This is a genomic window from Rhodopseudomonas boonkerdii (assembly GCF_021184025.1).
In the GTDB taxonomy this organism is placed as follows: domain Bacteria; phylum Pseudomonadota; class Alphaproteobacteria; order Rhizobiales; family Xanthobacteraceae; genus Tardiphaga; species Tardiphaga boonkerdii.
Window position 1 is genome coordinate 304505 of sequence record NZ_CP036537.1, and the last position, 25631, is coordinate 330135.

Consider the following 25631-nt stretch of genomic DNA (forward strand, 5'->3'; position numbering starts at 1 on the left):
AACACAGCCATGTTCAAGGTCCGCGTCATCCCCTGCCTCGACGTCAAGGACGGCCGCGTGGTTAAGGGCGTCAATTTCGTCGATCTGCGCGATGCCGGCGATCCGGTTGAGGCTGCGATTGCCTATGACGCCGCCGGTGCGGACGAGCTGACCTTTCTCGACATCAACGCCACGCACGAAAATCGCGGTACCATGATGGACGTGGTTCGCCGCACGGCGGAAGCCTGCTTCATGCCGCTGACCGTCGGCGGCGGTGTTCGTACCGTCGACGACATCAAGGCGCTGTTGCGCGCCGGCGCCGACAAGGTGTCGATCAACTCAGCCGCGGTGGCGCGTCGCGAATTCGTCAAGGAAGCCGCGGAAAAGTTCGGCGATCAGTGCATCGTCGTCGCCATCGACGCCAAGCGTGCCGGCTCGCGCTGGGAGATCTTTACCCATGGCGGCCGCAAGTCCACCGGGATCGACGCCATCGAATTCGCCCAGGAAGTGGTCTCGCTCGGCGCCGGTGAAATTCTGCTCACATCCATGGATCGCGACGGTACCCGCACCGGTTTCGATATCGAGCTGACCCGCGCCATCGCCGACAGTATTCCAGTGCCGGTGATCGCCTCGGGCGGCGTCGGCAATCTCGATCATCTGGTCGAAGGCATCAGGTCCGGCCATGCCACCGCCGTGCTGGCTGCCTCGATCTTTCACTTCGGTGAATTTACCATCCGACAGGCCAAGGACCACATGCAGCGGGCGGGTCTGCCGATGCGGCTTGATCCGTAGGAAAGGCTCTCGATGTCCTTCACACTTCATGATCTCGCTGACATCATCGACGCCCGCGCGGCTGCGGCCGATGGCGAGTCGTCTTATACGAAGAAGCTGCTCGACAAAGGCGCCGTGCATTGCGCCAAGAAATTCGGCGAGGAAGCGGTCGAAGCGGTCATCGCCGCGGTCGAGGCGGATCGCACCGATCTGATCAATGAAAGTGCCGATGTGCTGTTTCACCTTCTGGTGTTGCTAAAATCGCGCGGCATCACGATTCAGGATGTCGAGGCGGCGCTCGGCGCACGCACGAATCAATCCGGTTTGCAGGAAAAGGCGTCACGCGCGCGCGACTGATATTCCGAGGTCAAAAGTCATCAAGAGCTTCGGCCTTTCATTTGGGAAACACTGATGAATATGCGGGCCTCCGACCAGAAATACGATCCGTACCGCAACTACTCCCGCGAACAGTGGGCGAAACTGCGCGACGACATGCCGATGGCGCTGAATGCCGAGGAGATTGCGGCGCTGCGCTCGATGCATGATCGTCTGGATCTGCGCGAGGTCGAGGACATCTATCTGCCGCTGTCGCGTCTGCTGTCGATGTATGTCGCTGCACATCAGCGGCTCTATGTGGCGCAGCGCAAATTTCTCGGCATCGAAGATCGCAAGATGCCCTATATCATCGGTGTCGCCGGTTCGGTTGCCGTGGGCAAGTCCACGACCGCCCGCGTGCTGCAGGCCTTGCTCGCGCGCTGGTCGCCGAAACCGAAAGTCGATCTCGTCACCACCGACGGTTTCCTGTTTCCGAATGCGGTGCTCGAACGCAACGGCATCATGCAGAAAAAGGGTTTTCCGGAAAGCTACGATCTTCCGCTGCTTCTGCAGTTCCTCAGCGACATCAAGGCCGGCCGTCGCAATGTGCGTGCGCCCGTCTACTCGCATCTCACCTACGATATCGTTCCGGACAAGTTTATCGAGGTTGATCAGCCGGACATCCTGATTGTCGAGGGCGTCAATGTACTGCAGGCCGGCCGTCTGCCGCGCGATGGCAAGGCGGTGCCGGTCGTCTCCGACTTCTTCGACTTCTCGGTCTATATCGATGCCGACGAGCCGGTCCTGCGCGAATGGTACGTGAAGCGCTTCCTGGCGCTGCGCGACACCGCCTTCCACGACAAGCGGTCGTACTTCAATCGCTATGCGCTGCTGTCCGATGAAGAAGCGACGGCGACGGCGCTGGCGATCTGGGAACGCACCAACCTCGCCAATCTGGAAGACAATATTTTGCCGACGCGTCCGCGAGCGACGCTGATCTTGAAGAAGGGCGCGGATCACGTGATCGAGAACGTGGCGCTGCGGCGGCTGTAACTCGGTCTGCCGTCGCCCGGCTTGACCGGGCGACCCAGTACACACCGTCGTCGGTGTGTCATCATAGAAATCAGTGCTTACTGGATCGCCCGCTTTCGCGGGCGATGACAATTGGAGTGGCTGTTGAGAGAGACCGAACTTACGCCGCCTTCGCTTCTCCGCCAAAATGCTCGATATAGCGCGCGCCGATCGCCGACACCGGCATCACGATCAGCACGTCTGTCGTGCCGAACTGATGATCGATCACGGCGCCATCACCGATCATCGCGCCGATGCGCAGATAGCCCTTGATCAGCGGCGGCAGCGCGCGCAGTGCAGCCTTCTGATCGATGGCTTCCTTCGGCATCCGGTTCATCTCGACATAACGCGAGCCATGCGCGCGAGCACGCCATTCCTCTGGCGCGCGTGCGTGGTGATGCAGGAATGATAGCGGCAGCGCCAGCGTATCCGGATCGGTACCCTCAAAACTGGCGCAGCCGATCATCACATCGAAGCGATTCTGTTTCACATAACTCCAGATGCCCTGCCATAGCAGCTCGACCGTGCGCTTGGTACGATAGCGCTCAAGCACGCAGGAACGGCCGAGTTCGAGAAAACGCAGGCCGGGATGTTTGTTCAGGATGCTGTCGAGGTCAAACTCGTTCTGCGTATAAAAACCACCATTCCGGATCGCGCTTTCGTGACGCAGCAGGCGATAGGTACCGACCACCGGCTGCCGGCCGGACAGGGTCGGTTTGGCGGCATGATCGACCACCAAGAGATGGTCGCAAATTTTGTCGAAGGCATCCTTATCGCGCCGCGCCAGCATGGTGGCAGCATCGGCGATGGCAGTGCCGTTCTTGTAGAACACCTTGTAGCGCAGACGTTGCGCGCGTTTTACGTCGCGCTTGTCGTTGGCAAGGCGTACTTCCAGCGGGCCCATACGGCCGAGCGAAGGCGTGCCATTGGGATTAACGCTGACGGGATCGAAATGGAATGGCGGCTTGAACCAGGTGATTGCAGTCTGTGCCGCGAGGGCGACATTCTGCGGTCGCAACATATGCATGACACCTGGCTTGATAATGCCAGGCTTCGGTCGAACGAGCTCGTTGCCGTGCATAGCCAATCCCCGACTTTACCCCGGCCGCGGTTAGCCCCACGCGAATCGACGCGGCCTGACCGCATCAAACAACATGGGTGCTCAACAGTGGTGTGACGGGTGTATTGCGGGGGTGTGACAGGAGGTGTGGAGGAAGGTAGCCCGGTGAAACCTAGCTCAGTATGTCGTCACCCGGCTTGACCGGGTGACCCAGTACACAATGCAAGTACTGAGTTTACTGGATCGCCCGGTCGAGCCGGACGATGACAGCCAGATCGTGGAGACGCGAGTGTCTACGCCGCAATATGCCGGCCCGCGGCCAGATGCCTCAGTGCCTCCTCTAGCTTTTCGCGGTCCAGCGGTTTGAGCAGAAAGCCGTCCATGCCCGCCTCGAAACAGGCATAGCGATCTTCCACCAGCGTATTGGCGGTCAGCGCCAGGATCGGAGTGCGGCGCACGCGCTGGCCGGCTTCGAGGGCGCGGATACGCTTGGCGGCTGCGATACCGTCGAGTTTCGGCATCTGAACGTCCATCAGAACCAAATCGAATGGCGTGCCTGCCGCATTGGATGCGAGCCAGGATTCCAGCGCCTGCTCGCCATTGGTGGTCACGATGGTGCGGTGGCCGAGGCGTGTCAGCAGCGAGCGCATCAACAGCGCATTGATCTCGTTATCTTCAGCAACAAGGATCGAGAGGCCGTCGTCCGCCGTGTTTTTCTCTGAGGTTCGTTCCACCTTGTCGCTCGACGACATGCGATCAGGGGGCTGCATCCCCAGCAGCTTCGCCAGCGAGGTCGCGCGCAACGGTTTGATCAGATAGCCGGTCAGGTCCTCTGTCGCATGCGGCTGCACTTCGTGTCGTGTCGCTGGCGTGAACAGCCCAATGCGCTGGAGCGCATGCGGGTTGGATCTTTCGGCAAGCCGTTCGAGATCGCTCGCACCGAGTGCGCTGTCGATCAAGGCGGCATGCCATGATCGCTCCGGCAGCAAGGCCAGCGCGACATCGGGATCGGATATCATGCAGGTCTGGGCGCCCCAGCGTTCCAGCCGCCGCGCGATCAGCGAGGCTTCAATGCTCTGCGGCGCCACCAGCAACACCGATTGTCCAGTGAGATCTGGCGGGAGAAAAGCTTCGGCGCGGTTATTGGAAGCGGTCAGCGGAATCGATACTTCGAACGTCGAACCGACTCCCGGCTGGCTCTGCAGCGAGATACGCCCGTTCATGCGTTTGACGATACGCTCGCTGATGGAGAGTCCCAGACCGGTGCCACCGAAATGGCGTGCGGTGCGCTCGTCCGCCTGCTCAAACTCGCGGAAAATCCGTTGTTGCGCGTCCGGCGCGATGCCGATGCCGGTGTCGCGTACGATGAAGGTGACGTCATCAGGCTGGTTACCGGGCTCGGCGATGACAGCGACACCGCCGGTGGAAGTGAACTTGATGGCATTGCCGGCGAGATTGAGCAGCACCTGACGCAAACGTGCGGCATCGCCAATGACTTCGAGCGGCAGCCGTTCGTCGATATAGGCGGCAATTTCGAGATCGCGTGCCTGCGCTCGAGGCGCCAGCAATTCGACGATACCCTCGATCAACGACGACAGCACGAACGGGCGGTAGTCGAGATCGATCTTGCCGGCTTCGATCCTGGAATAATCGAGGAGTTCCTCAATCAGCGACAGCAGTGACTCGCCGGATGTCTTCACGGCGCGCGCATAAGTTGCCTGTTCCGGTGACAATCGGGTGTCGAGCAGCAGGCCACTCATGCCCAGGATGCCGTTCAGAGGCGTGCGGATTTCGTGCGATGCCATCGCGAGAAAGCGTGATTTGGCGCGGTTTGCGGCATTGGCATGGTCGCGCGCCTCGGAGAGTGCGCGCTCGGTTTCAGTGCGGTCGGTGACGTCGCGGCCGACGCTCTGCAATTCGGCCGGGCGATTGGCGTCGATCCGTACCATGCCCTGGCGCCAGCCGATCCAGCGCGGGCCGGCAGCAGTGGCAATGCATTGGTCGTGGATCGACGTGCCGTTCGGCTCGCGGACGCGGTCTCCCTGCTCCAGCACTTTCAGCTCGAAGCGGCTGCCCACCAGCGCCTCGCGCGGCTGTTCGGCCAGAGTGCAATAGGCGTCGTTGACGAAGGTGATGCGGCCGTCCTGGTCGCGGATGACGATCAGATCGTCCTGTGCCTCGAACAGATGCCGCGCGTGCTCCTCGGCCTCCTTCAGCTCCCAGTTGCGGTCCGCCAGGGCCTCGTTCTGCGCCGCGAGCTTCTGTATCCGCTTGTGCAGGAAGCGCATGCGAATGCTCATGGTCGCCAGTGCGACACAGGCCACGGCGAACAGGAAACTGGCGCCGATGGCGAAGGCATGGGGCTCGTAGCCGGAATCCTTCGAGGTGGCCGCCGAGATGAAGCCGTAGGCGCCGCCAAACGCCGCGGAGAACATCACGAAGGAGCGGATGGCAAAGTTGAGCCATGGAAAGCGGCGCGCAAAGCGCCGGAACATGATCTTGATCCGGAAAAGGACTCTGCTCACAACGCCACTCCGGCTGGATACGGGGATATGGCGATGATGGGTGGATCAGATTGCCAAGCGGTTGCACCCGCGGCGATGCGGCCGGAGCGGTGCGGCCATGGTTGACGAAGTATTAATATGGCTCAGAGGCTGGCCGCCGCCATCCGCGCTGGCGGCGCATTGTGCGCGCCGACAATCAGCGCTGCCGCATTGCGGGCGGTAAAACTCCGAGAGCGTACGAAAATGCGATAGTCGGCTTCGCCGCTATCCGACAGGTAGATGACCGGATCGGTGCTGGCGGGTGAGGTCGTGATGCCGACGAAACGTGTCGCGGCATTGGCTTTGCAGACACCAGGCTCGTTGCTGTCGTCGTCGTCGATGACGGTGAAGTCGGCGTTTTCCGCACTTTCGACGATCTGCACCCGCACGGTGGCGCTGGCAGGGTCGTCGGTGAAACTCACATGGCTCTGCGCCTGCCAGGGGAACGCAGCGATCTGCACCGGCCCATCGCCGGCGGCGATGCAGGGATGCGTCGATACAAAAAACTCCCCGCGCGCGAGGAAGGCGGCAATCGCCAGGGGAACCGTAGAAGCCAGAATCTTCAAACGCAGCATGATACGCACTCGCCCCTGCACCCCGTAATGCGGGGTATGGTGAGCGAAGCGTAAACGAGACTGGTTACCGTGGGGTTGACGACACGCATACGTTGCAGCGGTCATGCGGCGCTGCGCACCTCGTCGGCCAATGCACGATAGGACAGCGCCTCGGCCAGATGCAGCCGTCCGATCTTTTCTGCGCCGTCGAGATCGGCGAGCGTGCGGGCAACGCGCAATACGCGGTGATAGCCGCGGGCGCTCAGCCGCATGGTTTCGGCGGCGTCCTTCAGCAGGGCGAGACCCTGTTTGTCGGGCTGCGCCACGGTTTCGAGAATGGAGGCTGGCGTCGATGCATTGGTGTGGACGCCTGTCAGCCCCGCCGCCGCATAGCGCGCCGTCTGGATGTTGCGTGCCGCCGCGACGCGTACGGCGACCTCCGCCGAGCCTTCCGAAGGCGGCGGCAGGATAAGGTCAGCGGCTGTAACGGCCGGCACCTCGATCCGCAAGTCGATGCGATCCATCAGGGGGCCGGAGATTCGCGTCTGGTAATCCGACATACAGCGATCGATCCGGCCGCGCTTGCAGGTGAAACCGGGTTCGAAAGCATGGCCGCAGCGGCATGGATTCATCGCCGCCACCAGCATGAAGCGAGCGGGATAAGTCACACGATGATTGGCCCGCGATACCGACACCTCGCCATTCTCGAGTGGTGCGCGCAACGAATCCAGCACGCGCGGATCGAATTCGGGAAGCTCGTCGAGAAACAGCACGCCCTGATGCGCCAGCGAGATGTCGCCTGGTCGCGCCCGCAAGCCGCCGCCCGTGAGTGCCGCCATGCTGGCCGAATGATGTGGCGCACGGAATGGCCGCCGCGTCGTCAATGTCCCGTCACGAATCTCACCGGCGACCGAGGCGATCATCGAGATTTCCAGCAATTCGGCCGGGGACAGCGGCGGCAGGATGGACGGCAGCCGTGCGGCGAGCATGGATTTTCCGGAGCCGGGACTGCCCATCATCAGCAGATGATGGCCGCCGGCCGCGGCGATCTCGAGCGCGCGTTTGGCGCTCTCCTGCCCTTTGATGTCCCGGAGATCGAGCAGATTGTTTTCGCGAGTCCGCACCTGAGGCTGAGGCCGCGATAGCACCTGCGTTCCTTTGAAATGATTGGCGATCTGGATCAGTGACTGCGCGGCGATGATCTGGATGTCCGGGCTCGCCCATGCCGCCTCGGCGCCGCAAGCGGCGGGGCAGATCAACCCTTCCTCGCGCGCATTGGCACCGATCGCTGCCGGCAACACCCCCGCCACCGGTGCCAGCGAGCCGTCGAGTCCGAGTTCGCCGAGCACCGTGAAGCCCGCGAGGGCATCGTGCGGGATCGCGCCGATGGTCGCCATCAGGCCAAGTGCAATGGGCAAGTCGTAATGACTGCCTTCCTTCGGCAAATCGGCTGGCGCCAGATTGACGATGATCCGCCGCGCAGGCAGCGCGAGCCCGGATGCCGTGAGGGCTGCGCGGACCCGTTCACGCGCTTCCGATACCGCTTTGTCCGGCAGGCCGACGATGATGAAGTTGGGCAGGCCGGGTACCACCTGGACCTGCACGTCCACCGCGCGGGCCTCGATCCCCTCGAACGCGACCGTCGCGACATGCTGCATCGTGCAACCTCGATTAATCTATCTAAGGTAGCATCGACAGTCTGTAACGACAAGAACGCTAGGCGCAGTTGTTTCCGATGTAGGCTTGGCACCCGGGCGATCGAGGCCCGAACTACCTCCGCTTCGCCTCGATCACGTCCCAGATGCGCGCGGCAACATCGGGGCCGCCGAGCTTGGCGATGGCGCGGATGCCCGTGGGCGAGGTGACGTTGATCTCGGTGAGATTGCCGTCGATCACATCGATGCCGACAAAGAGCAGGCCACGCTCGCGCAGTGCCGGGCCGACGCGCTCGCAGATTTCGCGTTCGCGCGGGGAGAGTTCGGTGGATTTCGCGGCGCCGCCGCGCACCATGTTGGAGCGCAGATCGTCCTCCGCGGGAACACGGTTGACCGCGCCGGCAAATTCGCCGTCCACCAGGATGATGCGCTTGTCACCATGCTTCACTTCGGGAAGGAAGCGCTGGATCACCCACTGCTCCTTGAAGGTCACCGAGAACAGATCGTAAAGCGAGCCGAAATTCATGTCCTGCGGCAACACGCGAAACACCGCCGCGCCGCCATGGCCGTGCAGTGGCTTCATGACAACAGCGCCGTGCTCCGCGCGGAAGGCATTGATCTCGTCCTTGTCGCGCGAGATCAGCGTCGGCGGCATCAGGTCGTTGAAGCCCATGACGAAGATCTTTTCCGGTGCATTGCGCACTGACGCCGGGTCGTTCACCACCAGCGTCTTCGGATGGATGCGTTCGAGCAGATGCGTCGAGGTGATGTAGGCGAGATCGAACGGCGGGTCCTGCCGCAGCAGCACCACGTCGAAGCTCTCCATGTTCACGCGCTCGGGTTCGCCGAGGGTGAAGTAATCCCCCTCGACATCGCGCACCTCCAGGGGCTGCACCGGCGCCACCACATCATTGCCACGTAGGGAGAGCTTGTCGGGTGTATAATAAGAAATGCGGTGGCCGCGCTTCTGTGCTTCGAGCAGCATCGCGAAAGTGGAGTCGCCCTTGTGGTTGATGCGGGCGATGGGGTCCATCTGGACGGCGATGTTCAGGGTCATGGGATCATTCCGAAATAAAGCGTCAGCAGGCGGCGTCGAATGCCGCTAACAGATGGCGTGGCAGATGTTTCGGCGCAATCAGGATGACGTCGAAACGCATGTCGAATTCCGTATGTTCGGGATGCGCCATCAGCCAGCCTTGCGCGGCATTGCTGATCCGCGCCTGCTGCCGAGCGGTGACGGCATAGGCGGCCTCGTCGAGCGTATCGCGGGCCTTCACCTCGACGAAAGCGATTAGATTGCGCTTGCGCGCCACGATGTCGATCTCGCCATGCGGCGTGCGAAAACGGCGGGCGAGGATGCGATAACCCTTCGCCAGCAGCATGGCCGCCGCACGGCTCTCTGCGGAGAGGCCGGTGGCGAAGGCCGCGACCCGCTGCGGCGATGGGGCTTTGCGACGACCGGGAGTGGAAAGCTCCGTGGGTTTAACCATCGCCGGTTTCCCTCGCCAGTTCGAGCGCGCGGGCATAGACGGCGCGACGTGGCCTGCCGGATAGTTCGACAGCGTGAGCAACCGCGTCTTTCAAGCTGTCCCGTTGCAGCGACGTGCGCAGCAGCACGTCGAGATCGCTGTCGGTCATGGCCTCGCTATCGGCTGCAGGCGGTCCGAGTACGACGACGAATTCGCCGCGCGTCTCCAGCCCATCCGCGGCTTTCGCCAATTCGAGCACCGGGCCGCGATTGATCTCTTCATGCAGCTTGGTCAGTTCGCGGCAGATCGCAGCGTCGCGCTGGCCCATGATGTCGGCGAGGTCGCCAAGCATCTCCTGTACGCGGTTGCCGGATTCGAACATCACGATGGTCGCATCGATACGGGAGAGTTCTTCGAGCCGGTTGCGGCGTGCCACTTGCTTTGAAGGCAGAAAACCCTCGAAGAAAAACCGGTCCGTGGGCAGCGCCGAGACCGCGAGTGCCGTCAGCACCGAGGATGGTCCCGGCAGCGCAAAGACGTCGAAGCCGGCCTGCGTCACTTCGCGCACCAGTTTGAAGCCGGGATCGGAGATCAGTGGTGTGCCGGCATCCGACACCAGCGCGATCGATCCGCCTTCGGCCAGTTTGGCGAGAATCTTCGGCCGCGCCGCCTCGGCATTGTGCTCGTGATACTGTTTGAGGTCGGCTGATATGCCGTAACGCTCCATCAGGCGGCGGGTGATCCGTGTATCCTCGCAGGCCACCACATCCACCCCGGCGAGCACTTCCAGCGCGCGCAACGTGATGTCGCCGAGATTGCCGATCGGCGTTGCCACCAGATGCAGGCCCGGTGCGGCCTTTGGTGCGGTCAGCACATGGCCGGAGACCGTGAAGGTCCTGCCCGAGGCACTGGTTTCGGAGGAGATCAAGTTCGCACGCATGGGAGCAATCTAGAGGGAAACGCGTCAAAGAGGGACAGCCGTTTTTCAGCCGTCGTTCCCCGTTACCGCAGTGCCGTTGGCAGCGTTCCTAATATAAACCTTTTGTTTCGGTTAACTAATCCCGAACAATATGTCTGAATCCAGCCTCCCGTTGTAGACTGGGAGCGAGCCGGTTCGCTGGCCGAAAAGAAGAGAAGCGATGGCCGATCCGTTCGATCCGAAATCAGCAATTCCGGGAGCGACCCGGCGAACGGCTTTGGGCATCCTGCTCGGAGCGCCCTTGCTGTCGGCCTGTTCGGGTATTCAGCAGGCCTTGACCAACAATTACGGCACCAACAATCCCGGTGAACCGCCGCCGGCAGGGCCTGCCGGTCCGGCTCAGCAGTCGCAGGTGATCGGCACCGGCGGCATCAAGGTCGGCCTCATCCTGCCGCAAGCGGCCCCCGGCAATGCGGGCATCGCTGCGCAGTCCATGAAGAATGCGGCGGAGATGGCCTATACCGAATTCCAGAATCCGAACATCCAGTTGTTGGTGAAGGACGATGCCGGCAGTGCCGCCGGCGCGCAGCAGGCGGCCCAGCAAGTGCTCAGCGAAGGCGCCGAGATCATTCTTGGGCCGCTCTTCGCTGTGTCGGTACCGGCGGTGGCGCAACTCGCGCGTGCGCGCAACATTCCGGTGATCGCTTTCTCTACGGATTCGAGTGTTGCCGGCCGCGGTGTCTATCTGCTCAGCTTCCTGCCGGAATCCGACGTCAACCGCATCGTCGATTATGCATACAGCACCGGAAAGCGCTCCTTCGCGGCGATGTTGCCGGAGAACGCCTATGGCAATGTCGTCGAGGTCGCGTTCAAGCAGGCAGTCGCGCGCAAGGGTGCCCGCATGATCGCCTTCGAACGTTATGGTGCCGATCGCTCCGCTGCCGCGCGCAACATGGCGTCGCAACTGACCGGCGCCGATGCGCTGTTGCTGGCAGATGACGGCGATGCCGTGGTGGCGACCGCCGATGCCCTGACCACGGCCGGGGCCAATCTCCGCAATGTGCAGCTGCTCGGTACGGGTTTGTGGGACAATCCCCGCGTGTTCGGCAGCGCGTCCATGCTAGGCGGACTCTATGCTGCGCCCGATCCGGCAGGTTTCCGCGCTTTCTCGGGTCGCTATCGTGCAAAGTATGGTAACGATCCCGTCCGCACAGCGACACTCTCTTACGATGCGGTAGCCTTGGTGGCGGCATTGGCCCGCACGCAGGGCGGGCAGCGCTTCGCGCCCGAAGTCCTCACCAATCAATCCGGTTTCGCCGGGATTGACGGTCTGTTCCGCTTCCGCAATGACGGCGGTAATGATCGCGGTCTCGCGGTGATGAAGGTCGCCTCGGGTGGTGGCCAGCCGGTGGCCGGCTCGCCGAAGAGTTTCGGGACGTAGAGTTCACGCCGCCAGATCGGCCACGACGGCATCAAGCACCGGGAATCCCTCCTGCGTCACGCGCAGGCGACCGTTCTCGATGACGATGGCGCCTTCCTCGCAGAGGTTCTCGACGCGCTTCGGATCAAAGGCGCGGCCCGATAACGCCTCGTAGCGCGCAGGGTCGATGCCCTCGACCAGTCGCAATCCCATCAGAAGATACTCGTCGGCGCGTTCCTCGCTGTTGAGGTTTTCGTCCAGCGTGACGCCATGGCCATTGGCCTCGACACGCATCAGCCAGGCTTCGGGTCGTTTCTCGGTGGATGTTGCGTGCCTGACACCGTCGATATCGATGCGTCCATGCGCACCGGGGCCAATGCCGGCATATTCCTGGCCGCGCCAATAGACGAGATTGTGCCGGCACTCCGCGCCCGGCCGCGCGTGATTCGAGATTTCGTAGGACGGCAGGCCATGCTGCGCGCAGACCTCTTGCGTCACGTCGTAGAGGACGCGTGCGAGGCCTTCCTCCGGCGTCTTCAGTTTGCCTGCGGCATGCAGACCGAAGAACGGCGTGCCTTCCTCGATGGTGAGCTGGTACAGCGACAGATGTTCGGCTGCTTCGGAGATCGCGAGCTTGAGTTCGTCTGTCCACATCTCCGGTGTCTGGTCGGGGCGCGCGTAGATCAGATCGAACGAGTAGCGATCGAAGGCGCTGCGCGCGATCGCGACAGCATCAAGCGCCTCGCGCGCGCTGTGCAAGCGTCCCAGCGATTTCAGCGAGGCATCGTCGAGCGCCTGTACGCCGAGCGAGACGCGATTGACGCCGGCGGCGCGATAGCCGTGAAAGCGCGTTGCATCCACCGAGGTGGGGTTGGCTTCCATTGAAACTTCGACGGTCGAATCAACGGTCCAATATTTCGCGATCGAGTCGAGAATGGAGCCGACCGTCTGCGGTTGCATCAGCGACGGTGTGCCGCCGCCGAGAAAGATCGAGGTCACCGTGCGCCCCGGAATCCGTGCGGCGGTCGTTTCGATCTCGCGCGCAAAGGCGCTGGCGAAGCGCTCTTCATCGATTTGCTGATGCCGCACATGGCTGTTGAAGTCGCAGTACGGACACTTCGACAGGCAAAACGGCCAATGCACATAGACGCCGAAAGCGTCCTGTCGTGCGTCAGCGTTGCTCAAGGCAGATCTCCGCGAGTTTCACGAAAGCCTTGGCGCGATGCGACAGGCCCTGTCCCAGCGGTGGCAGGCCGTGCTTCTCCACTGCCGTCATCTCGCCATAGGTGCGCTCGTGACCGTCGGGCAGAAAGGCCGGATCGTAGCCGAATCCGGCCGTGCCCCGTGGCGGCCAGACCAGCGTGCCATGGGCATGGGCCTCGACCTCCTCGAGATGACCGTCGGGCCATGCCACGCACAATGCCGAGACGAAATGCGCCTTGCGTTTGTCGGGTGTCGTCGCGCCGCGCTCCTGCAGCAGGCGCTCGATGCGTGTCATCGCCGCGTTGAAATCCTTGGCTGCGCCGGCCCAGCGGGCCGAATAGATGCCGGGGGCGCCGTCGAGCGCATCAACCACGAGGCCGGAATCGTCGGCAAAAGCGGGAAGCTGCGCGACATTGGCCGCAGCGATCGCCTTGATTGCGGCATTGGCCTTGAAGGTGTCGCCTGTTTCATCGGGCTCGGCGAGGCCGAGTTCGCCCGCCGACACAGCCTCGATACCATAGGGCGCCAGCAGATCGCGCATTTCGGCAAGTTTGCCGGGGTTATGCGTGGCGATCACGAGCTTGCCGGTGATTCGACGATGTTGAGTCATGGAGAAGTATAACCGATTTCATGCCGTCGTTCCGGGTTCGCGCCTTGCGCGCCCCGGAACGACGCAGTTATTAGGCTACCGCCACCTTCTGCAGTTCCACCAGCCTGCCGACGCCTTTTTGCGCCAGCGCCATCAGCGCCAGCAGCTCGTCCTGCGTAAACGGCTCTTTCTCCGCGGTTCCCTGGATCTCGATGATGCGGCCGTCGCCCGTCATGACGAAATTCGCATCCGTATCCGCTTCGGAATCCTCGGCATAATCGAGATCGAGCACCGGCGTGCCCTGATAGATGCCGCAGGAGATCGCCGCGATGTTGGTGCGCAGTACCTTGTCCGCCACGTCCTTTTTGAACATGTTGCGGCTCTTCATCCAGCCAATGCAGTCGGCCAGCGCCACCCAGGCGCCGGTGATCGAAGCCGTGCGGGTGCCGCCGTCGGCCTGGATCACATCGCAATCGATGGTGATCTGGCGCTCGCCCAGCGCTTCAAGGTCGACCGCCGCGCGCAGCGAGCGGCCGATCAGGCGCTGGATCTCGACGGTGCGGCCGCCCTGTTTACCGCTGGCTGCTTCGCGGCGCGTGCGTTCCAGGGTGGCGCGCGGCAGCATGCCATACTCGGCGGTGACCCAGCCGCGGCCTTGCCCCTTCAGCCACGGCGGCAGGCGCTCTTCCAGCGTGGCGGTGACCAGCACATGGGTGTCGCCGAACTTCACCATGCACGAGCCTTCGGCATATTTGACGATGCCGCGCTCCAGCGAGACAGCGCGCAGTTCATCGGGCGCACGACGGCTTGGCCGCATGAGAAAAATCCTTCCGGGTGTTCTGATAATGTATATCGCGGCGCTTTTAGGCGGGCTGGGCTGCAGCGGCAAGGGTGCGCCGGTTCCGATGCCGGAAGGAGCTTGAATCCGGCCGTCTGTGACGACAAATTGAGTGCAATCAAGGAGTGCTTGAGTGGCGCATCACGATCCGATTGGCCTGATTTCGCCACGAGCCGGGCTCGCGCAGCTCAATGAGAGGTCGCGGGAGATTTTTAGACAAATCGTCGAAAGCTACCTTGCCACCGGCGAGCCGGTCGGCTCGCGCAACATTTCGCGCCTGATTACCGTGCCGCTGTCGCCGGCCTCGGTCCGCAATGTGATGTCGGATCTCGAACAGCTTGGCCTGATCTATGCGCCGCATACCTCGGCCGGCCGGTTGCCCACGGAACTCGGCCTTCGCTTTTTCGTCGATGCGCTGATGCAGGTCGGCGATATTACCGAGCCGGAACGGGCCTCGATCCAGCAGCAGCTTGCCTCCGTCGGCCGCTCGCAATCGGTGGAAGCCGCCATCGGCGAGGCGCTGACGCAGCTCTCCGGCCTCAGCCGCGCCGCCGCGGTGGTGCTCACGGCGAAATCCAATGTCCGTCTGAAACACATCGAATTCGTCCGTCTGGAGCCGGAAAAGGCGCTGGTGGTGCTGGTCGCGGAAGACGGACAGGTTGAAAATCGTGTGCTGACGCTGCAGCCAGGCGTTCCGTCCTCCGCCCTCATCGAGGCCTCCAATTTCCTCAATGCGCGCATTCGTGGCCGCACGCTGGCCGAGGCCCGGCTCGAGCTGGAAACTGCATTGAGTCAGAGCAAGGCCGAGCTCGATCAGCTCACGCAGAAGGTGATCGCAGCCGGCCTCGCCTCATGGTCGGGCGGCAATGGCGACGACCGTCAGCTCATCGTGCGCGGGCAAGCCAATCTGCTGGAAGACCTGCACGCACTCGAGGACCTCGAACGCGTGCGCCTGCTGTTCGAGGACCTCGAAACCAAACGCGAGGTGATCGATCTGCTCGGCCGTGCCGAAAATGCCGAGGGCGTGCGCATCTTCATCGGCTCGGAGAACAAGCTGTTCTCGCTGTCCGGTTCCTCCACCATCATCGCGCCCTATAGCGACGGCGCCGGCCATATCGTTGGCGTGCTGGGCGTGATTGGGCCTACTCGGCTCAATTATGCGCGGGTGATCCCCATGGTGGATTACGCGGCCCGCATCGTCAGCCGCATGCTGGGTGGCTGATCGGCCTCAAAACGGCCCGATCAGCTTGATTTTTGCGCGGCAAACCAACATATCCCGCCCAGCAATCCCATCAATTCGGCGTGTTTTCGAGAAGGCAGTGTCATGACTGAAGCTAACGGGCAGAACGACAACCCAGACAAGACGGCCGAGGCCGCCGAGCCGGTGGTCTCCAAGCCCCAGGTTTCCAAGCCTTATGTGATGCCGGACGATCCGGAGCCGAATTCGGTCGAGGCGTTGACCAAGGAAGTTGCGGATGCGCGCGACAAGATGCTGCGCACGCTGGCCGAGATGGAAAATCTCCGCAAGCGGACCCAGAAGGAAGTCGCTGACGCGCGCACCTATGGGGTATCCAAATTCGCCGGCGACATCGTCGATATCGCCGACAACCTGCAGCGCGCCATCGATGCGGTGCCGGCGGACGCCAAGGCGGCGGCCGATCCCGGCCTGAAGGCGCTGCTCGAAGGTGTCGAACTCACCGAGCGCTCGCTGCTCAACACGCTGGAAAAGCACGGCGTGAAAAAGATCGATCCGACTGGCGAGAAGTTCGATCCAAACTTCCATCAGGCGATGTACGAAGTGCCGGATGCGTCGGTGCCGGCGGGTACCGTGGTTCAGGTCGTGCAGGCCGGCTACACGATCGGCGAGCGCGTGCTGCGTCCGGCCCTGGTCGGTGTGTCGAAAGGCGGCGCCAAGGCCGCGCCGGCGAGCGAGTAAGTCTTAAAACTCGTAATGAGCCGGTACGCTCGAACACCTCTCCCATAGGGAGAGGTCGATCCGGCGAAGCCGGAGCGGGTGAGGGGTTAGGGACCTCTCATTCGGAGCAAGGCCCCTCACCCCTCACCCGTCGCGCGATGCGCGCCGACCTCTCCCCAGCGGGGAGAGGTGATCAGAGCGTCATTGCTCGCATTCAGCCATCCACGCCCACCTGCCCGGCTTCCCAGCCGATCATCGCCTGCTTCCGCGTGATGCCCCAGTGATAGCCCGTGAGCGCGCCGGACTTGCCCATGGCGCGGTGGCACGGCACCACGAAGGAGATCGGGTTGCGTCCCACGGCGCCGCCGACTGCGCGAGAGGCTTTCGGCTTCTCGATCCTGCAGGCGATGTCCGAGTAGCTGACAGCGCGGCCCATGGGAATTTTCAGCAGCGTTTCCCAAACGCGCACCTCGAAATCCGTGCCGATCAGCACCACGCGCAACGGCTGGTCCGGACGCCACAGTTTGGTGTCGAAGATGCGTCGTGCGAGTGGCGCTGTTGCTTCCATGTCCTCGATCAGCGTCGCCGCCGGCCAGCGGCGAGCCATATCGGCGAAGCCTGCTTTTTCCTCGCCGGGATCGGCGAAGGCCAGCCCCGCGAGTCCGCGAGCGCTGGCGATCACGATGGCGGTGCCGAAGGGTGAGGGATGGAAGCCGTAACGCAGCTCCATGCCGGCGCCGCCGGTCTTCCATTCCCCCGGCGACATCGCCTCATGGGTCACGAACAGATCGTGCAGCCGGCCGGGCCCCGACAGTCCTGAGTCGAGCGCCGCATCCAGCACGCTGGCGGAATCGCGCAGCAGCATTTTGGCGTGGTCCAGCGTCAGCGCCTGCATGAAAGCCTTTGGCGTGAGGCCGGCCCAGCGGCGGAACAGATGATGCAATTCGTCGGGCGTCACGCTGGCGGCATCGGCGACGTCCTCGATGCTCGGCTGATCCTTCCATTGTCCGTGCATGAAGCCGATGGCGCGGCGGACGCTGTCGTAGTCGCGCAGGGCCGCATCCCGCAGGCCCGGCTTGACGGAGCGATGATCATTCATCGCAATATCTCTGGCGAGGTTCATCATGCTGCCGGTCTAACTCCGGCAACCTCCCCGAACCACCCGATTCCGGATCAGCCATCACATCACCGGATTGTAGGTCGGGCCGCGTTTGGCTGCCTGCAGCGCTTCAAGCAAGGCACTGAGAAAGCTTGCCTTTTCCTCCGCCCCAAGGAAGCGCGCGATTGAGACTCGGCGACCGCGCGAGACCAGAAACAACTGCTCGATGCCGAATTCGGCATGTTCGACCCGGTCGATCTGCACCCAGAGCGGATTGAATGCCCATTCGACGACATCCCCGCGAGGACTCACCCGCCGCACGCGGATCTCGGAGGTCGTTACGGTGATTTCCTCGGAGGCCCGGGCGCGGCGGTCGTAAATCCTGAACGCAGCATAGATCGCCAGCGCATCGAGGCCGAAGAAGCCGAAGACCGGCCAGGCGCCCATCCAGAGAAACGCTATCCCGGCGCCGAACGAGATCACGCTGACGCAAGCCATCAGCACCAGAAAGCCCTTGCGGTTCAGCGCGCGGTGCGGACGCAGCAGCGCCGTGAACAGCCTGGGCTCGTCGGCGGGGCCGGGTTTGCTGGCATCGTCAAAATCGTTGCCCTGTGTCATGGCCTCCCACTATATCCCCCTGATGCCGAAAATCACCCGCCAGCCTCCCGCCCGCGCGAAGACCTCCATTGCAAAAGCCGCCGTGGCGAAGAAGACGTCAGCGAAGGTCAGGGTAGTCAAGAAGGCAGTCAAACCGAAGACCGCCAAGCCTAAGTCCTCCAAGCCCAAGCCCATCAAGTTTAAACCTTGGACGGCGGCCGAGATACACGAAGCGTTCTCGCGGTTCCGCAAGGCCAATCCCGAACCCAAGGGCGAGCTCGAACATCTCAATCCCTACACGCTGCTGGTCGCCGTGGTCCTATCCGCGCAGGCGACCGATGCCGGCGTCAACAAGGCGACGCGTGCGCTGTTTCCCATCGCCGATACGCCACAGAAGATGATCGATCTCGGCGAGGAGACGGTCCGCGACTATATCAAGACCATCGGCCTCTATCGGACCAAGGCGAAAAACGTCATCGCCCTGTCGGAAAAGCTGATCCGCGATTTTGGCGGTGTCGTGCCGCGCACCCGCGCGGAGATCGAATCGCTGCCCGGCGCTGGACGCAAGACGGCCAATGTCGTGCTCAACATGGCATTTGGCGAACATACGATGGCGGTGGACACCCATGTGTTCCGCGTCGGCAACCGCACGGGCCTTGCGCCGGGCAAGACCGTGCTCGATGTCGAGCTCGAACTCGAACGCGTGATCCCGTCCGAATTCATGCTGCACGCTCATCACTGGCTGATCCTGCACGGGCGCTACACCTGCCTCGCGCGAAAGCCGCGCTGCGAACTGTGCTTGATCAACGATCTTTGCCGCTGGCCGGAAAAGACGGTCGCGTAGTCGGGGATTACGTCACCGGCGCTTTCGTCTTTGCTGGCTCGATCAGCTCCGGACGCGGTCCGCTGAGTTTCTTGTGCATGTGAACCATGAAGGCCATGCCGAATAGCGGCGTAGCCAGATTCACGATCGGGATCGACACGAATGCCGCGATGAACAGCCCGGCCGTGAACACCGTCGCTGCATGCCGCCGGCGCATCTCCTTGGCTTCGGCTGGCGAACGGAAGCGCATCGCCGCGAGTTCGAAATATTCGCGCCCGAGCAGCCATGCGGTGGCGATGAAGAATACGATGAAGCCGATGCCGGCAAAAAATACGAAAGGCAGTGCGATCAGGTAGACGGCGATCGTCAGCAGCGCCGTCTTGCCGCCCTCCCACACCGCGAGCCCGAGCGGCAGCGCTGTGCCGGGGCGCTCGGCCGGATAGTGTTCGCGCTCGACGATATCGGCGACATCATCGACGAAGAAGCTCGCCACCAGCGAGGTGATCGCCGGCATCAGAAAGATCGCGCCCGCGACAACGCTGAGTCCCGCCGCGATGGACAGTATCCATGTCAGCACCGTGACCATGCTGTGATAGTCCGAGCCGACCATGCCCTCGGCCCAGACGCCGCCGGCCGTCGCCGCCCAGTTGAGGACGCGTTGCATGCCGACGGCCAGCACGACGATCATCACCAGCGCGAGGCTGATCGACTTCCACAGGATGCTGCGCATCGGTGGCGACAGAATTTGCGAGAGTGCCCTGGCAGCAGCGGCGAGCATGCATGTTTCTCCTTGCCATCATGAAGACGTAACCGCTGCAAAGTTGTCAGACAAGTGCAGCGCAACATCGACTTCTTCACTGGACGGATAAATAGAAAGGGGTAGTCTTCCGAAAAACAATCATCAGGGAGGACGATGTCTTGATCACCAAGGGTACACGTGCGCTTGTTTTCGCCACTGCTGCTTCCAGCCTGCTTCTAGGCGCGGTGCCTGCTTTTGCCCAACAAAGCATCACCGTCTGGTTCAGCAAGGGTTTCTACAAATCCGAGGATGAATCGCTGCTGGCGGCGATCAAGAAGTTCGAGGACAAGACCAAAATCAAGGTCGAGCTGTCGCAATACGCCATTCAGGACATGATTCCGAAGACGGTGGCTGCGCTGGATTCCGGCACGCCGCCCGACGTGGCTTATGCCGACACCTATGACGTGCAGGCCTCCGGCAAATGGGCTTATGAGGGCAAGCTTGAGGACATCACCGACATCCTCCAGCCGATGATGGACAAGTTCGCTCCCAATACGGTCGAGACCGCATTCTTGATGAACGGCCAGACCAAGAAGAAGGGCTATTACGGTTTTCCGCTGAAGCAGCAATCCATGCATGTGGAGATCTGGAGCGACATGCTCCAGCAGGCCGGCTTCAAGCTCGATGACATTCCCAAGGACTGGAAGGGCTATTGGTCGTTCTGGTGCGACAAGGTGCAGCCCGCCTATCGCAAGGCGACTGGCAGCCGTGCCTATGGTGTCGGCCAGCCGATGGGCGTGGAGTCAACGGACTCGCTGCAGTCGTTCTACACGTTCATCGATGCCTATAACGTCAAGCTGGTCGATGATGATGGCAAGCTGACGGTGGACGATCCGAAGGTGAAGGAAGGCTTGGTTGGCGCATTGCGCGACTATACCGACACCTACATCAAGGGCTGCACGCCGCCGTCGTCGACCACATGGAAGGACCCCGACAACAACGTCGCCTTCCATAATCGCAGCATCATCATGACTCATAATTTCACGATCTCGATCGCCGCCAAGTGGTTCGAGGATTCGCAGAACCAGACACTGACACCGGAGCAGCGCGCCGCGGGCAAGAAGGCCTATGAGGAAACGATCGTTACCGCTTCGTTCCCCAACAAGCCGGATGGTACGCCGATCAAGTATCGCTCGGACGTCAAGACCGGGATGATCTTCGCGCAGTCGAAGAACAAGGCGGGAGCGCGGGAATTCGTCAAGTTCCTGCTCGAGGAAGAGAACCTGCAGCCTTATGTCGAGGGTGCCCTCGGTCGCTGGTTCCCGGTCACCAAAGCGGGCCAGGCTTCGCCGTTCTGGCAGGCCGACAAGCACCGTAAGGCAGTCTACACGCAGTTCATGGGTGGCACGACGCCGTTCGATTTCACCAAGAACTACAAGTTCACCATTCTCAACAATGAGAATGTGTGGGCGAAGGCGATGAACCGGGTGGTCAGCGAGAAGGTGCCGGTGGAGAAGGCGGTGGACGAGCTGATCGCACGCATCAAGGAGATTGCGGGGTAACGCTGTCCCTAACCTCTCCCCGCTTGCGGGGAGAGGTCGACTGTAACGCGCGCAGCGTGTGGAAGTCGGGCGAGGGGGCTCTCCACACGCTCCGAGCTTGCGGAGGTTCCCCCTCACCCCGCCCTCTCCCCGCCAGCGGGGCGAGGGAGCGATAGGCCGGAGTTTTGCTCCGCCCCGGAATGACAGGCGAGTTCAATGACGGCGATCACCTACACCACTCCCAGCACGGCCTCCCGCCCCTTCTCCGCGCGATTCTCCACGCCGCAGGTCTGGGGCATCGTGATGCTTGCGCCCTATCTGCTCGTTTTCCTCGCTTTCGTCGTCTATCCCATCACTTACGGTCTCTGGCTCGCACGCCATCCGGCCAGTTATGTTGCGCTCTATAACGACCCCGTTTTCGCACGCGCCGTCGTCAACACGCTGATCTTCCTGATCGTCGGCATCAACGTGAAGATGCTGATCGCCCTGTTCCTGTCCGGTTTCTTCGTGCAGTCGCGCACCTGGATCCGCTGGTTGTCGGTGCTGTTCATCCTGCCCTGGGCGGTGCCGTCGATCCCGACCATTCTGTCCGTGCGCTTCATGTTCAATCCGGAATGGGGCGTGATCAACAATCTGATCTTCAAGTTCACGGCCGAGGACGGCCCGAATTGGCTCAACGATCCCGCCATCGGCCTGACGCTGGCCATTCTCGTCCATATCTGGAAGTCGCTGCCGTTCTGGACTCTGATCCTGATGACCGGACGCCTCGCCATCTCCAACGACATGTTCGAGGCGGCCGATGTGGACGGCGCCAGCTGGTGGCAGAAGTTCCGCTTCATCACCTGGCCGTCGATGCAGACGCTGTATCTCACCTGCACGTTGCTTTCGATGATCTGGACGCTGGGTGATTTCAACAGTGTCTATCTGCTCACCGGAGGCGGCCCGGCGGATCTCACCCATGTGCTGTCCACATTGGGCATCCGCTATCTCCGCCTCGATCAGCTCGATCTCGCCATGGCGTCGATCGTCTGCGCCATGCCGCTGGTGCTGCCGCTGGTCTATTTCATGATGAAGAGGCTGTCGCGATGAAGGCCGAAGCGATCAAAGCTTCCACCATGCGCATGCCGACGCTGCGCGAGATCGGCAACGAGGCGAAGCTGCTGCTGATCGGCATTCCCGTGCTGATCTGGACGCTGATCCCGATCTATCACATGTTCCTGTTCGCGATCTCGCCGAAGCAGGACGCTTTTGCCGGCAAGCTGTGGCCGGATCATCCGACGCTGCAGAATTTCCGCATCGTCTTCAATCAGCAGCACTACTTCCTACGCGACTTCTGGGTGCAGTTCGGCAATTCGGTGGTGATCGCGATCGCCGCTGGCGTGCTGACATTGATCATCGCGACCCTCGCCGCTTTCGCCATCTCACGCCTGCGCATCCGCGGCGGTCGCACGGTGATGAATCTCGCCCTCTTCACCTACTTCATTCCCGCAGCCTTCCTTGCGGTGCCGATGTATCGCACCATGGGCAATTACGGTCTGCTCAACAATCACTGGTCGCTCATTCTCGCGATGGTCACCATCGCCTCGCCCTATGCGATCTGGGTACTGAAGCAGGCGTCCGACAAATTGCCGCTGGAGCTCGATGAAGCCGCGATCATGGACGGCGCGACCCCGCTGCAGCTGTTTCGCATGGTCTATCTGCCGCTGATGCTGCCGTCGCTGGTTGCCGTCGGCACCTATGCGCTGCTGCTGGCATGGAACGAATATCTCTATGCCTTCCTGCTGCTGTCCAAGGATACCGAGATCACCCTTCCTGTCGCACTCGGCAATTTCCTCGCTGCCGACGACTCGCCGTGGGAGTTGCTGATGACCACCGGCTTCATCTACGCGCTGCCGCCCGCGGCGGTCTATTATGCTTTCCGTCGCTACATGGTCGGGGGCCTCACGGCCGGTGCGGTGAAATCATAGGAATGTCTACGCCACCGCCCTCATTCTTTTCCGATCCACCACCGCTTCCGCCCGAGCGGTTTCGGCGGCGTGAGGCGGCGTTGCGGGCGATCTGGAAACGATGATTTGTCCGCGGGCAACTGCAGGTCCTGGAAACGGATCCACTGTGCCCGCCACCTCCCGGAGCGGCTTCGGTTTGTCGGCCCAATGCAGTGCTGTGTAGTCGAAGCCAAGTTCGATGGTCGGCTTCACGACCTCGAAATAGGGCGAGATGTCGAAATCGCGCGGCATATACAGCGAGGAATGGCGAATATGCAGGATTTCGCGCCGCGCCTGCCGGCTGCCCGCGCGGGTGATCTTCGGCAGGATCGGATAGCGCACGGCTTCGAAAGCCTGTGCGATCAGTGCGGAGCAGATAATTTTCGTGGGATCGCCGGAGCCGATCGCGATCATGCGCCGCCGCCAGCGTTGCGGGATCGGCAGCGGAATCAAAAAGCGCATCAGGTCGACGATGTTCTTGGTATCGTAACCGAAACCGACGCGATTGATCGCATAGCGGCATACCGTAGTGCGATCCTCATAGGACAAGCCAACCGGCCGGCACACGCGCGTATGGAACGAATAATATTTCGACAGCGGCGCCGTGGTGACGCCCTCGCCGATATTGGCCTCGATCAGCACATGTGGTTCGCCAGTCGGTTCGACAGCGCCGTCGATCGGCCCGACATACAGTGCGGCATGCGACCAGGTCGATTGGGTGAGATACTTGATGATGCCGGAAACGCGATTGTTGCCCTCGACCAGCAGCACGTCGCCCTCGCGGATCACATCGTGCAGGCGCTCGGGATCGCTGGGCGTGAATGGCTCATAGCCCGGCACTTCCTTCTGCAGATATCCGGCAATCAATTTGCCGACGGTATCGAGCATGATGCCCATGACGCTGGCCCCGATTGCGGCTCGTAGCGACCGCTTTGTCCCTGCCTTCATCATGGACGCCAGCCATTGCAATTTGGTTCATGCACAGGCACCGGCGTTAACGCGCGATTTGCCATGAGGGTTGCTGCCGGCAGGCGAATACTGCAAGGTTCGCGGGACGTTCTCATGTTCAGCATCATTTCGGAAACCATGTGATGACTTTCTCGCGCCGCGCATTTTTTTCGGCGTCGGCCGGATTGACGCTTGCGCCATTCACATCTGCATCATGGCTCGGCGCAAGCGCGCGGGCTGCGACATTGCCGCGCGATGTCGATGTGGTGGTGATCGGTGCCGGTGCGGCCGGCGTTGCCGCAGCGCGACGCATTCAGGCTGCGGGACGCAGGGTCATCGTGCTCGAAGCCTCGGCGCAGATCGGCGGACGCTGCGCCACGGACAGTTCGACCTTCGATGTTCCGCTCGATCTCGGTGCGCGCTGGCTGCATACGCCAGAAACCAATGCGCTGGTGAAACTCGCGCGGGGCGCCGGTATCGAGGTCTCGCCCTCGCCGCCCAGCCAGAAACTGCGCATCGGGCGCCGCAACGCACGCGCTGCAGAGACCGAGGATCTGCTGGCTACTTTCGTACGCGCCACCCGCGCGATCGACGAGGCGGCGCGTCGCGGCGACAACTCTTGCGCGGCCGCCCTGCCGAAAGACCTTGGCGATTGGAACGCCACTGTCGATTTTGCCCTTGGCGCCTATGCCACCGGCAAGGACCTGAAAGATCTCTCGGCGCTCGATCAGTCGCGCGCCGAAGATCGCGCCATCTCGGTCGCCACGCGTCAGGGCCTTGGCGTCGTCATGGCAAAACTGGGCGAGAGCGTGCCTGTCGCGCTATCGACGCCGGCCACGCGGATTACATGGAGCGGCCGCGATATCGGCGTCGAGACAGCGTCAGGCCGCATTGCGGCACGGGCGGTTATCGTCACGGTGTCGAGCAATGTGCTGAATGCGGGTGCAATCAAATTCACACCGGAGCTGCCGAAGCGCCAGCTCGACGCTGCGGCGAAACTCACCCTCGGCAGTTATGATCGCATCGCGCTCGAACTGAAGGGCAATCCGCTCGGCCTCGGTCGCGACGAATTGATGATCGAGCAGAGCACGAGCGCGCGCACCGGCGCATTGTTCGCCAACATCGGCGGTTCGTCGCTATGCACGGTGGATGTCGCCGGCTCGTTCGGCCGCGGCCTTGCGGCGCAGGGCGAAGCCGCCATGGTTGATTTTGCGGCCGAATGGTTGACGAAACTGTTCGGCAGCGACGTCAAGAACGCTGTCCAGCGCAGCAAGGTGACGCGCTGGGATACGTCGCCCTTCATTCTCGGTGCGATGTCCGCAGCCTCGCCCGGCGGACAGTTTGCCCGCCGCGTGCTGGCCGAGCCGTTGGGCAATCTCTTCATCGCTGGTGAAGCGACTCATGAGACGTTGTGGGGGACCGTCGACGGCGCGTGGCAAACCGGCGAACGTGCGGCAAGCGCAGCTTTGAAGAAGATCGGTGCGGTAAAGGAGCCGGACGCAGAGCCGAAGCCGGCAAAGAAGCAGAAGCGCCGCGCGCCGCAATCGAGCAATGCATCGGGAGAATGAAGCCGTTGCTGTGTTCGACGCAGGAACGAA

Annotated in this window: 25 protein-coding genes; 11 read left to right on the top strand and 14 right to left on the bottom strand. The window is 62.3% G+C overall.

Annotation, left to right across the window (positions count from 1 at the left end; all coding sequences use genetic code 11):
- Nucleotides 1–9: 9 nt before the first annotated feature.
- The 3 genes from hisF to coaA are packed head-to-tail and all read left to right on the top strand — an operon-like array spanning nucleotide 10 to nucleotide 2118.
- Entirely contained in the window at nucleotides 10–771 is a 762-nt protein-coding gene (gene hisF, locus E0H22_RS01400) for an imidazole glycerol phosphate synthase subunit HisF (RefSeq protein ID WP_233023995.1), read from the top strand.
- A 12-nt stretch (nucleotides 772–783) separates the two neighbouring features.
- Nucleotides 784–1107 (top strand): phosphoribosyl-ATP diphosphatase, encoded by a 324-nt coding sequence (locus E0H22_RS01405; RefSeq protein ID WP_233023996.1) that lies wholly within the window; start codon nucleotides 784–786, stop codon nucleotides 1105–1107.
- A 54-nt stretch (nucleotides 1108–1161) separates the two neighbouring features.
- A complete protein-coding gene (gene coaA, locus E0H22_RS01410; RefSeq protein ID WP_233023997.1) occupies nucleotides 1162–2118 on the top strand; it encodes a type I pantothenate kinase in 957 nt (318 codons plus the stop codon).
- Nucleotides 2119–2257: 139 nt separating this feature from the next.
- Here the strand turns inward: coaA and olsB are convergent, their stop codons facing one another.
- From olsB to rsmI, 7 genes are all read right to left on the bottom strand, one after another.
- On the bottom strand, nucleotides 2258–3217 hold the full coding sequence (olsB, locus tag E0H22_RS01415; RefSeq protein WP_430715200.1) for a l-ornithine N(alpha)-acyltransferase: 960 nt from the start codon (nucleotides 3215–3217) through the stop codon (nucleotides 2258–2260).
- Nucleotides 3218–3489: 272 nt separating this feature from the next.
- Complete coding sequence (locus tag E0H22_RS01420; protein WP_233026600.1) at nucleotides 3490–5691, bottom strand: PAS domain-containing hybrid sensor histidine kinase/response regulator; 2202 nt, start codon at nucleotides 5689–5691, stop codon at nucleotides 3490–3492.
- Between the two features lie 152 nt (nucleotides 5692–5843).
- Entirely contained in the window at nucleotides 5844–6314 is a 471-nt protein-coding gene (locus tag E0H22_RS01425) for a hypothetical protein (protein WP_233026601.1), read from the bottom strand.
- 101 nt (nucleotides 6315–6415) lie between these two features.
- Nucleotides 6416–7951, bottom strand: coding sequence for a YifB family Mg chelatase-like AAA ATPase (locus E0H22_RS01430; protein WP_233023999.1), 1536 nt, complete (start codon nucleotides 7949–7951; stop codon nucleotides 6416–6418).
- Between the two features lie 112 nt (nucleotides 7952–8063).
- Nucleotides 8064–9005 (bottom strand): glutathione synthase, encoded by a 942-nt coding sequence (gene gshB, locus E0H22_RS01435; protein ID WP_233024000.1) that lies wholly within the window; start codon nucleotides 9003–9005, stop codon nucleotides 8064–8066.
- A 22-nt stretch (nucleotides 9006–9027) separates the two neighbouring features.
- Nucleotides 9028–9438 (bottom strand): YraN family protein, encoded by a 411-nt coding sequence (locus tag E0H22_RS01440; protein ID WP_233024001.1) that lies wholly within the window; start codon nucleotides 9436–9438, stop codon nucleotides 9028–9030.
- Nucleotides 9431–10357 (bottom strand): 16S rRNA (cytidine(1402)-2'-O)-methyltransferase, encoded by a 927-nt coding sequence (rsmI, locus tag E0H22_RS01445; RefSeq protein ID WP_233024002.1) that lies wholly within the window; start codon nucleotides 10355–10357, stop codon nucleotides 9431–9433. Before rsmI ends, E0H22_RS01440 begins: the two co-directional genes overlap by 8 nt.
- A gap of 199 nt (nucleotides 10358–10556) precedes the next feature.
- Between rsmI and E0H22_RS01450 the strand changes: the two genes are divergently transcribed.
- A complete protein-coding gene (locus E0H22_RS01450; protein WP_233024003.1) occupies nucleotides 10557–11777 on the top strand; it encodes a penicillin-binding protein activator in 1221 nt (406 codons plus the stop codon).
- Between the two features lie 3 nt (nucleotides 11778–11780).
- Here E0H22_RS01450 and hemW read toward each other — a convergent pair whose 3' ends face one another.
- The 3 genes from hemW to rph form a co-directional block, all read right to left on the bottom strand.
- Nucleotides 11781–12941, bottom strand: a complete 1161-nt coding sequence (gene hemW, locus E0H22_RS01455; protein WP_233024004.1) for a radical SAM family heme chaperone HemW — start codon at nucleotides 12939–12941, stop codon at nucleotides 11781–11783.
- Entirely contained in the window at nucleotides 12928–13569 is a 642-nt protein-coding gene (rdgB, locus tag E0H22_RS01460) for an RdgB/HAM1 family non-canonical purine NTP pyrophosphatase (RefSeq protein WP_233024005.1), read from the bottom strand. The genes hemW and rdgB overlap by 14 nt, the downstream gene beginning before the upstream one ends.
- Nucleotides 13570–13639: 70 nt before the next feature.
- The gene (gene rph / locus E0H22_RS01465; RefSeq protein ID WP_233024006.1) at nucleotides 13640–14365 is read right to left on the bottom strand and encodes a ribonuclease PH; all 726 of its coding nucleotides are present in this window, start codon (nucleotides 14363–14365) and stop codon (nucleotides 13640–13642) included.
- Nucleotides 14366–14519: 154 nt separating this feature from the next.
- Here rph and hrcA point away from each other — a divergent pair, with 154 nt between their 5' ends.
- Nucleotides 14520–15608 (top strand): heat-inducible transcriptional repressor HrcA, encoded by a 1089-nt coding sequence (gene hrcA, locus E0H22_RS01470; RefSeq protein ID WP_233024007.1) that lies wholly within the window; start codon nucleotides 14520–14522, stop codon nucleotides 15606–15608.
- A gap of 102 nt (nucleotides 15609–15710) precedes the next feature.
- On the top strand, nucleotides 15711–16322 hold the full coding sequence (gene grpE, locus E0H22_RS01475) for a nucleotide exchange factor GrpE (RefSeq protein WP_233024008.1): 612 nt from the start codon (nucleotides 15711–15713) through the stop codon (nucleotides 16320–16322).
- Nucleotides 16323–16515: 193 nt separating this feature from the next.
- Here the strand turns inward: grpE and E0H22_RS01480 are convergent, their stop codons facing one another.
- Nucleotides 16516–17400, bottom strand: coding sequence for a methylated-DNA--[protein]-cysteine S-methyltransferase (locus E0H22_RS01480; RefSeq protein ID WP_430715201.1), 885 nt, complete (start codon nucleotides 17398–17400; stop codon nucleotides 16516–16518).
- An 81-nt stretch (nucleotides 17401–17481) separates the two neighbouring features.
- Complete coding sequence (locus E0H22_RS01485) at nucleotides 17482–18018, bottom strand: DUF2244 domain-containing protein (protein WP_233024010.1); 537 nt, start codon at nucleotides 18016–18018, stop codon at nucleotides 17482–17484.
- 22 nt (nucleotides 18019–18040) lie between these two features.
- Between E0H22_RS01485 and nth the strand changes: the two genes are divergently transcribed.
- On the top strand, nucleotides 18041–18841 hold the full coding sequence (nth, locus tag E0H22_RS01490) for an endonuclease III (RefSeq protein ID WP_233026602.1): 801 nt from the start codon (nucleotides 18041–18043) through the stop codon (nucleotides 18839–18841).
- A 7-nt stretch (nucleotides 18842–18848) separates the two neighbouring features.
- Here the strand turns inward: nth and E0H22_RS01495 are convergent, their stop codons facing one another.
- Nucleotides 18849–19598 carry a sulfate transporter family protein gene (locus E0H22_RS01495; RefSeq protein ID WP_233024011.1) on the bottom strand — a complete coding sequence of 250 codons (750 nt, stop codon included), beginning with the start codon at nucleotides 19596–19598 and terminating at the stop codon, nucleotides 18849–18851.
- Nucleotides 19599–19738: 140 nt separating this feature from the next.
- Between E0H22_RS01495 and E0H22_RS01500 the strand changes: the two genes are divergently transcribed.
- From E0H22_RS01500 to E0H22_RS01510, 3 genes are all read left to right on the top strand, one after another.
- Nucleotides 19739–21121 (top strand): ABC transporter substrate-binding protein, encoded by a 1383-nt coding sequence (locus tag E0H22_RS01500; RefSeq protein WP_233024012.1) that lies wholly within the window; start codon nucleotides 19739–19741, stop codon nucleotides 21119–21121.
- A 282-nt stretch (nucleotides 21122–21403) separates the two neighbouring features.
- Nucleotides 21404–22189, top strand: a complete 786-nt coding sequence (locus tag E0H22_RS01505; protein ID WP_430715256.1) for a carbohydrate ABC transporter permease — start codon at nucleotides 21404–21406, stop codon at nucleotides 22187–22189.
- Between the two features lie 26 nt (nucleotides 22190–22215).
- On the top strand, nucleotides 22216–23067 hold the full coding sequence (locus tag E0H22_RS01510; RefSeq protein WP_233026604.1) for a carbohydrate ABC transporter permease: 852 nt from the start codon (nucleotides 22216–22218) through the stop codon (nucleotides 23065–23067).
- Nucleotides 23068–23073: 6 nt separating this feature from the next.
- On the opposite strand, the gene E0H22_RS01515 is transcribed toward E0H22_RS01510, so the two are convergent.
- Nucleotides 23074–23982, bottom strand: a complete 909-nt coding sequence (locus tag E0H22_RS01515; RefSeq protein WP_233024014.1) for a YiiX/YebB-like N1pC/P60 family cysteine hydrolase — start codon at nucleotides 23980–23982, stop codon at nucleotides 23074–23076.
- A gap of 194 nt (nucleotides 23983–24176) precedes the next feature.
- On the opposite strand from E0H22_RS01515, the gene E0H22_RS01520 reads away from it, so the two are divergent.
- On the top strand, nucleotides 24177–25601 hold the full coding sequence (locus E0H22_RS01520) for a flavin monoamine oxidase family protein (protein ID WP_233024015.1): 1425 nt from the start codon (nucleotides 24177–24179) through the stop codon (nucleotides 25599–25601).
- Nucleotides 25602–25631 lie beyond the last annotated feature (30 nt).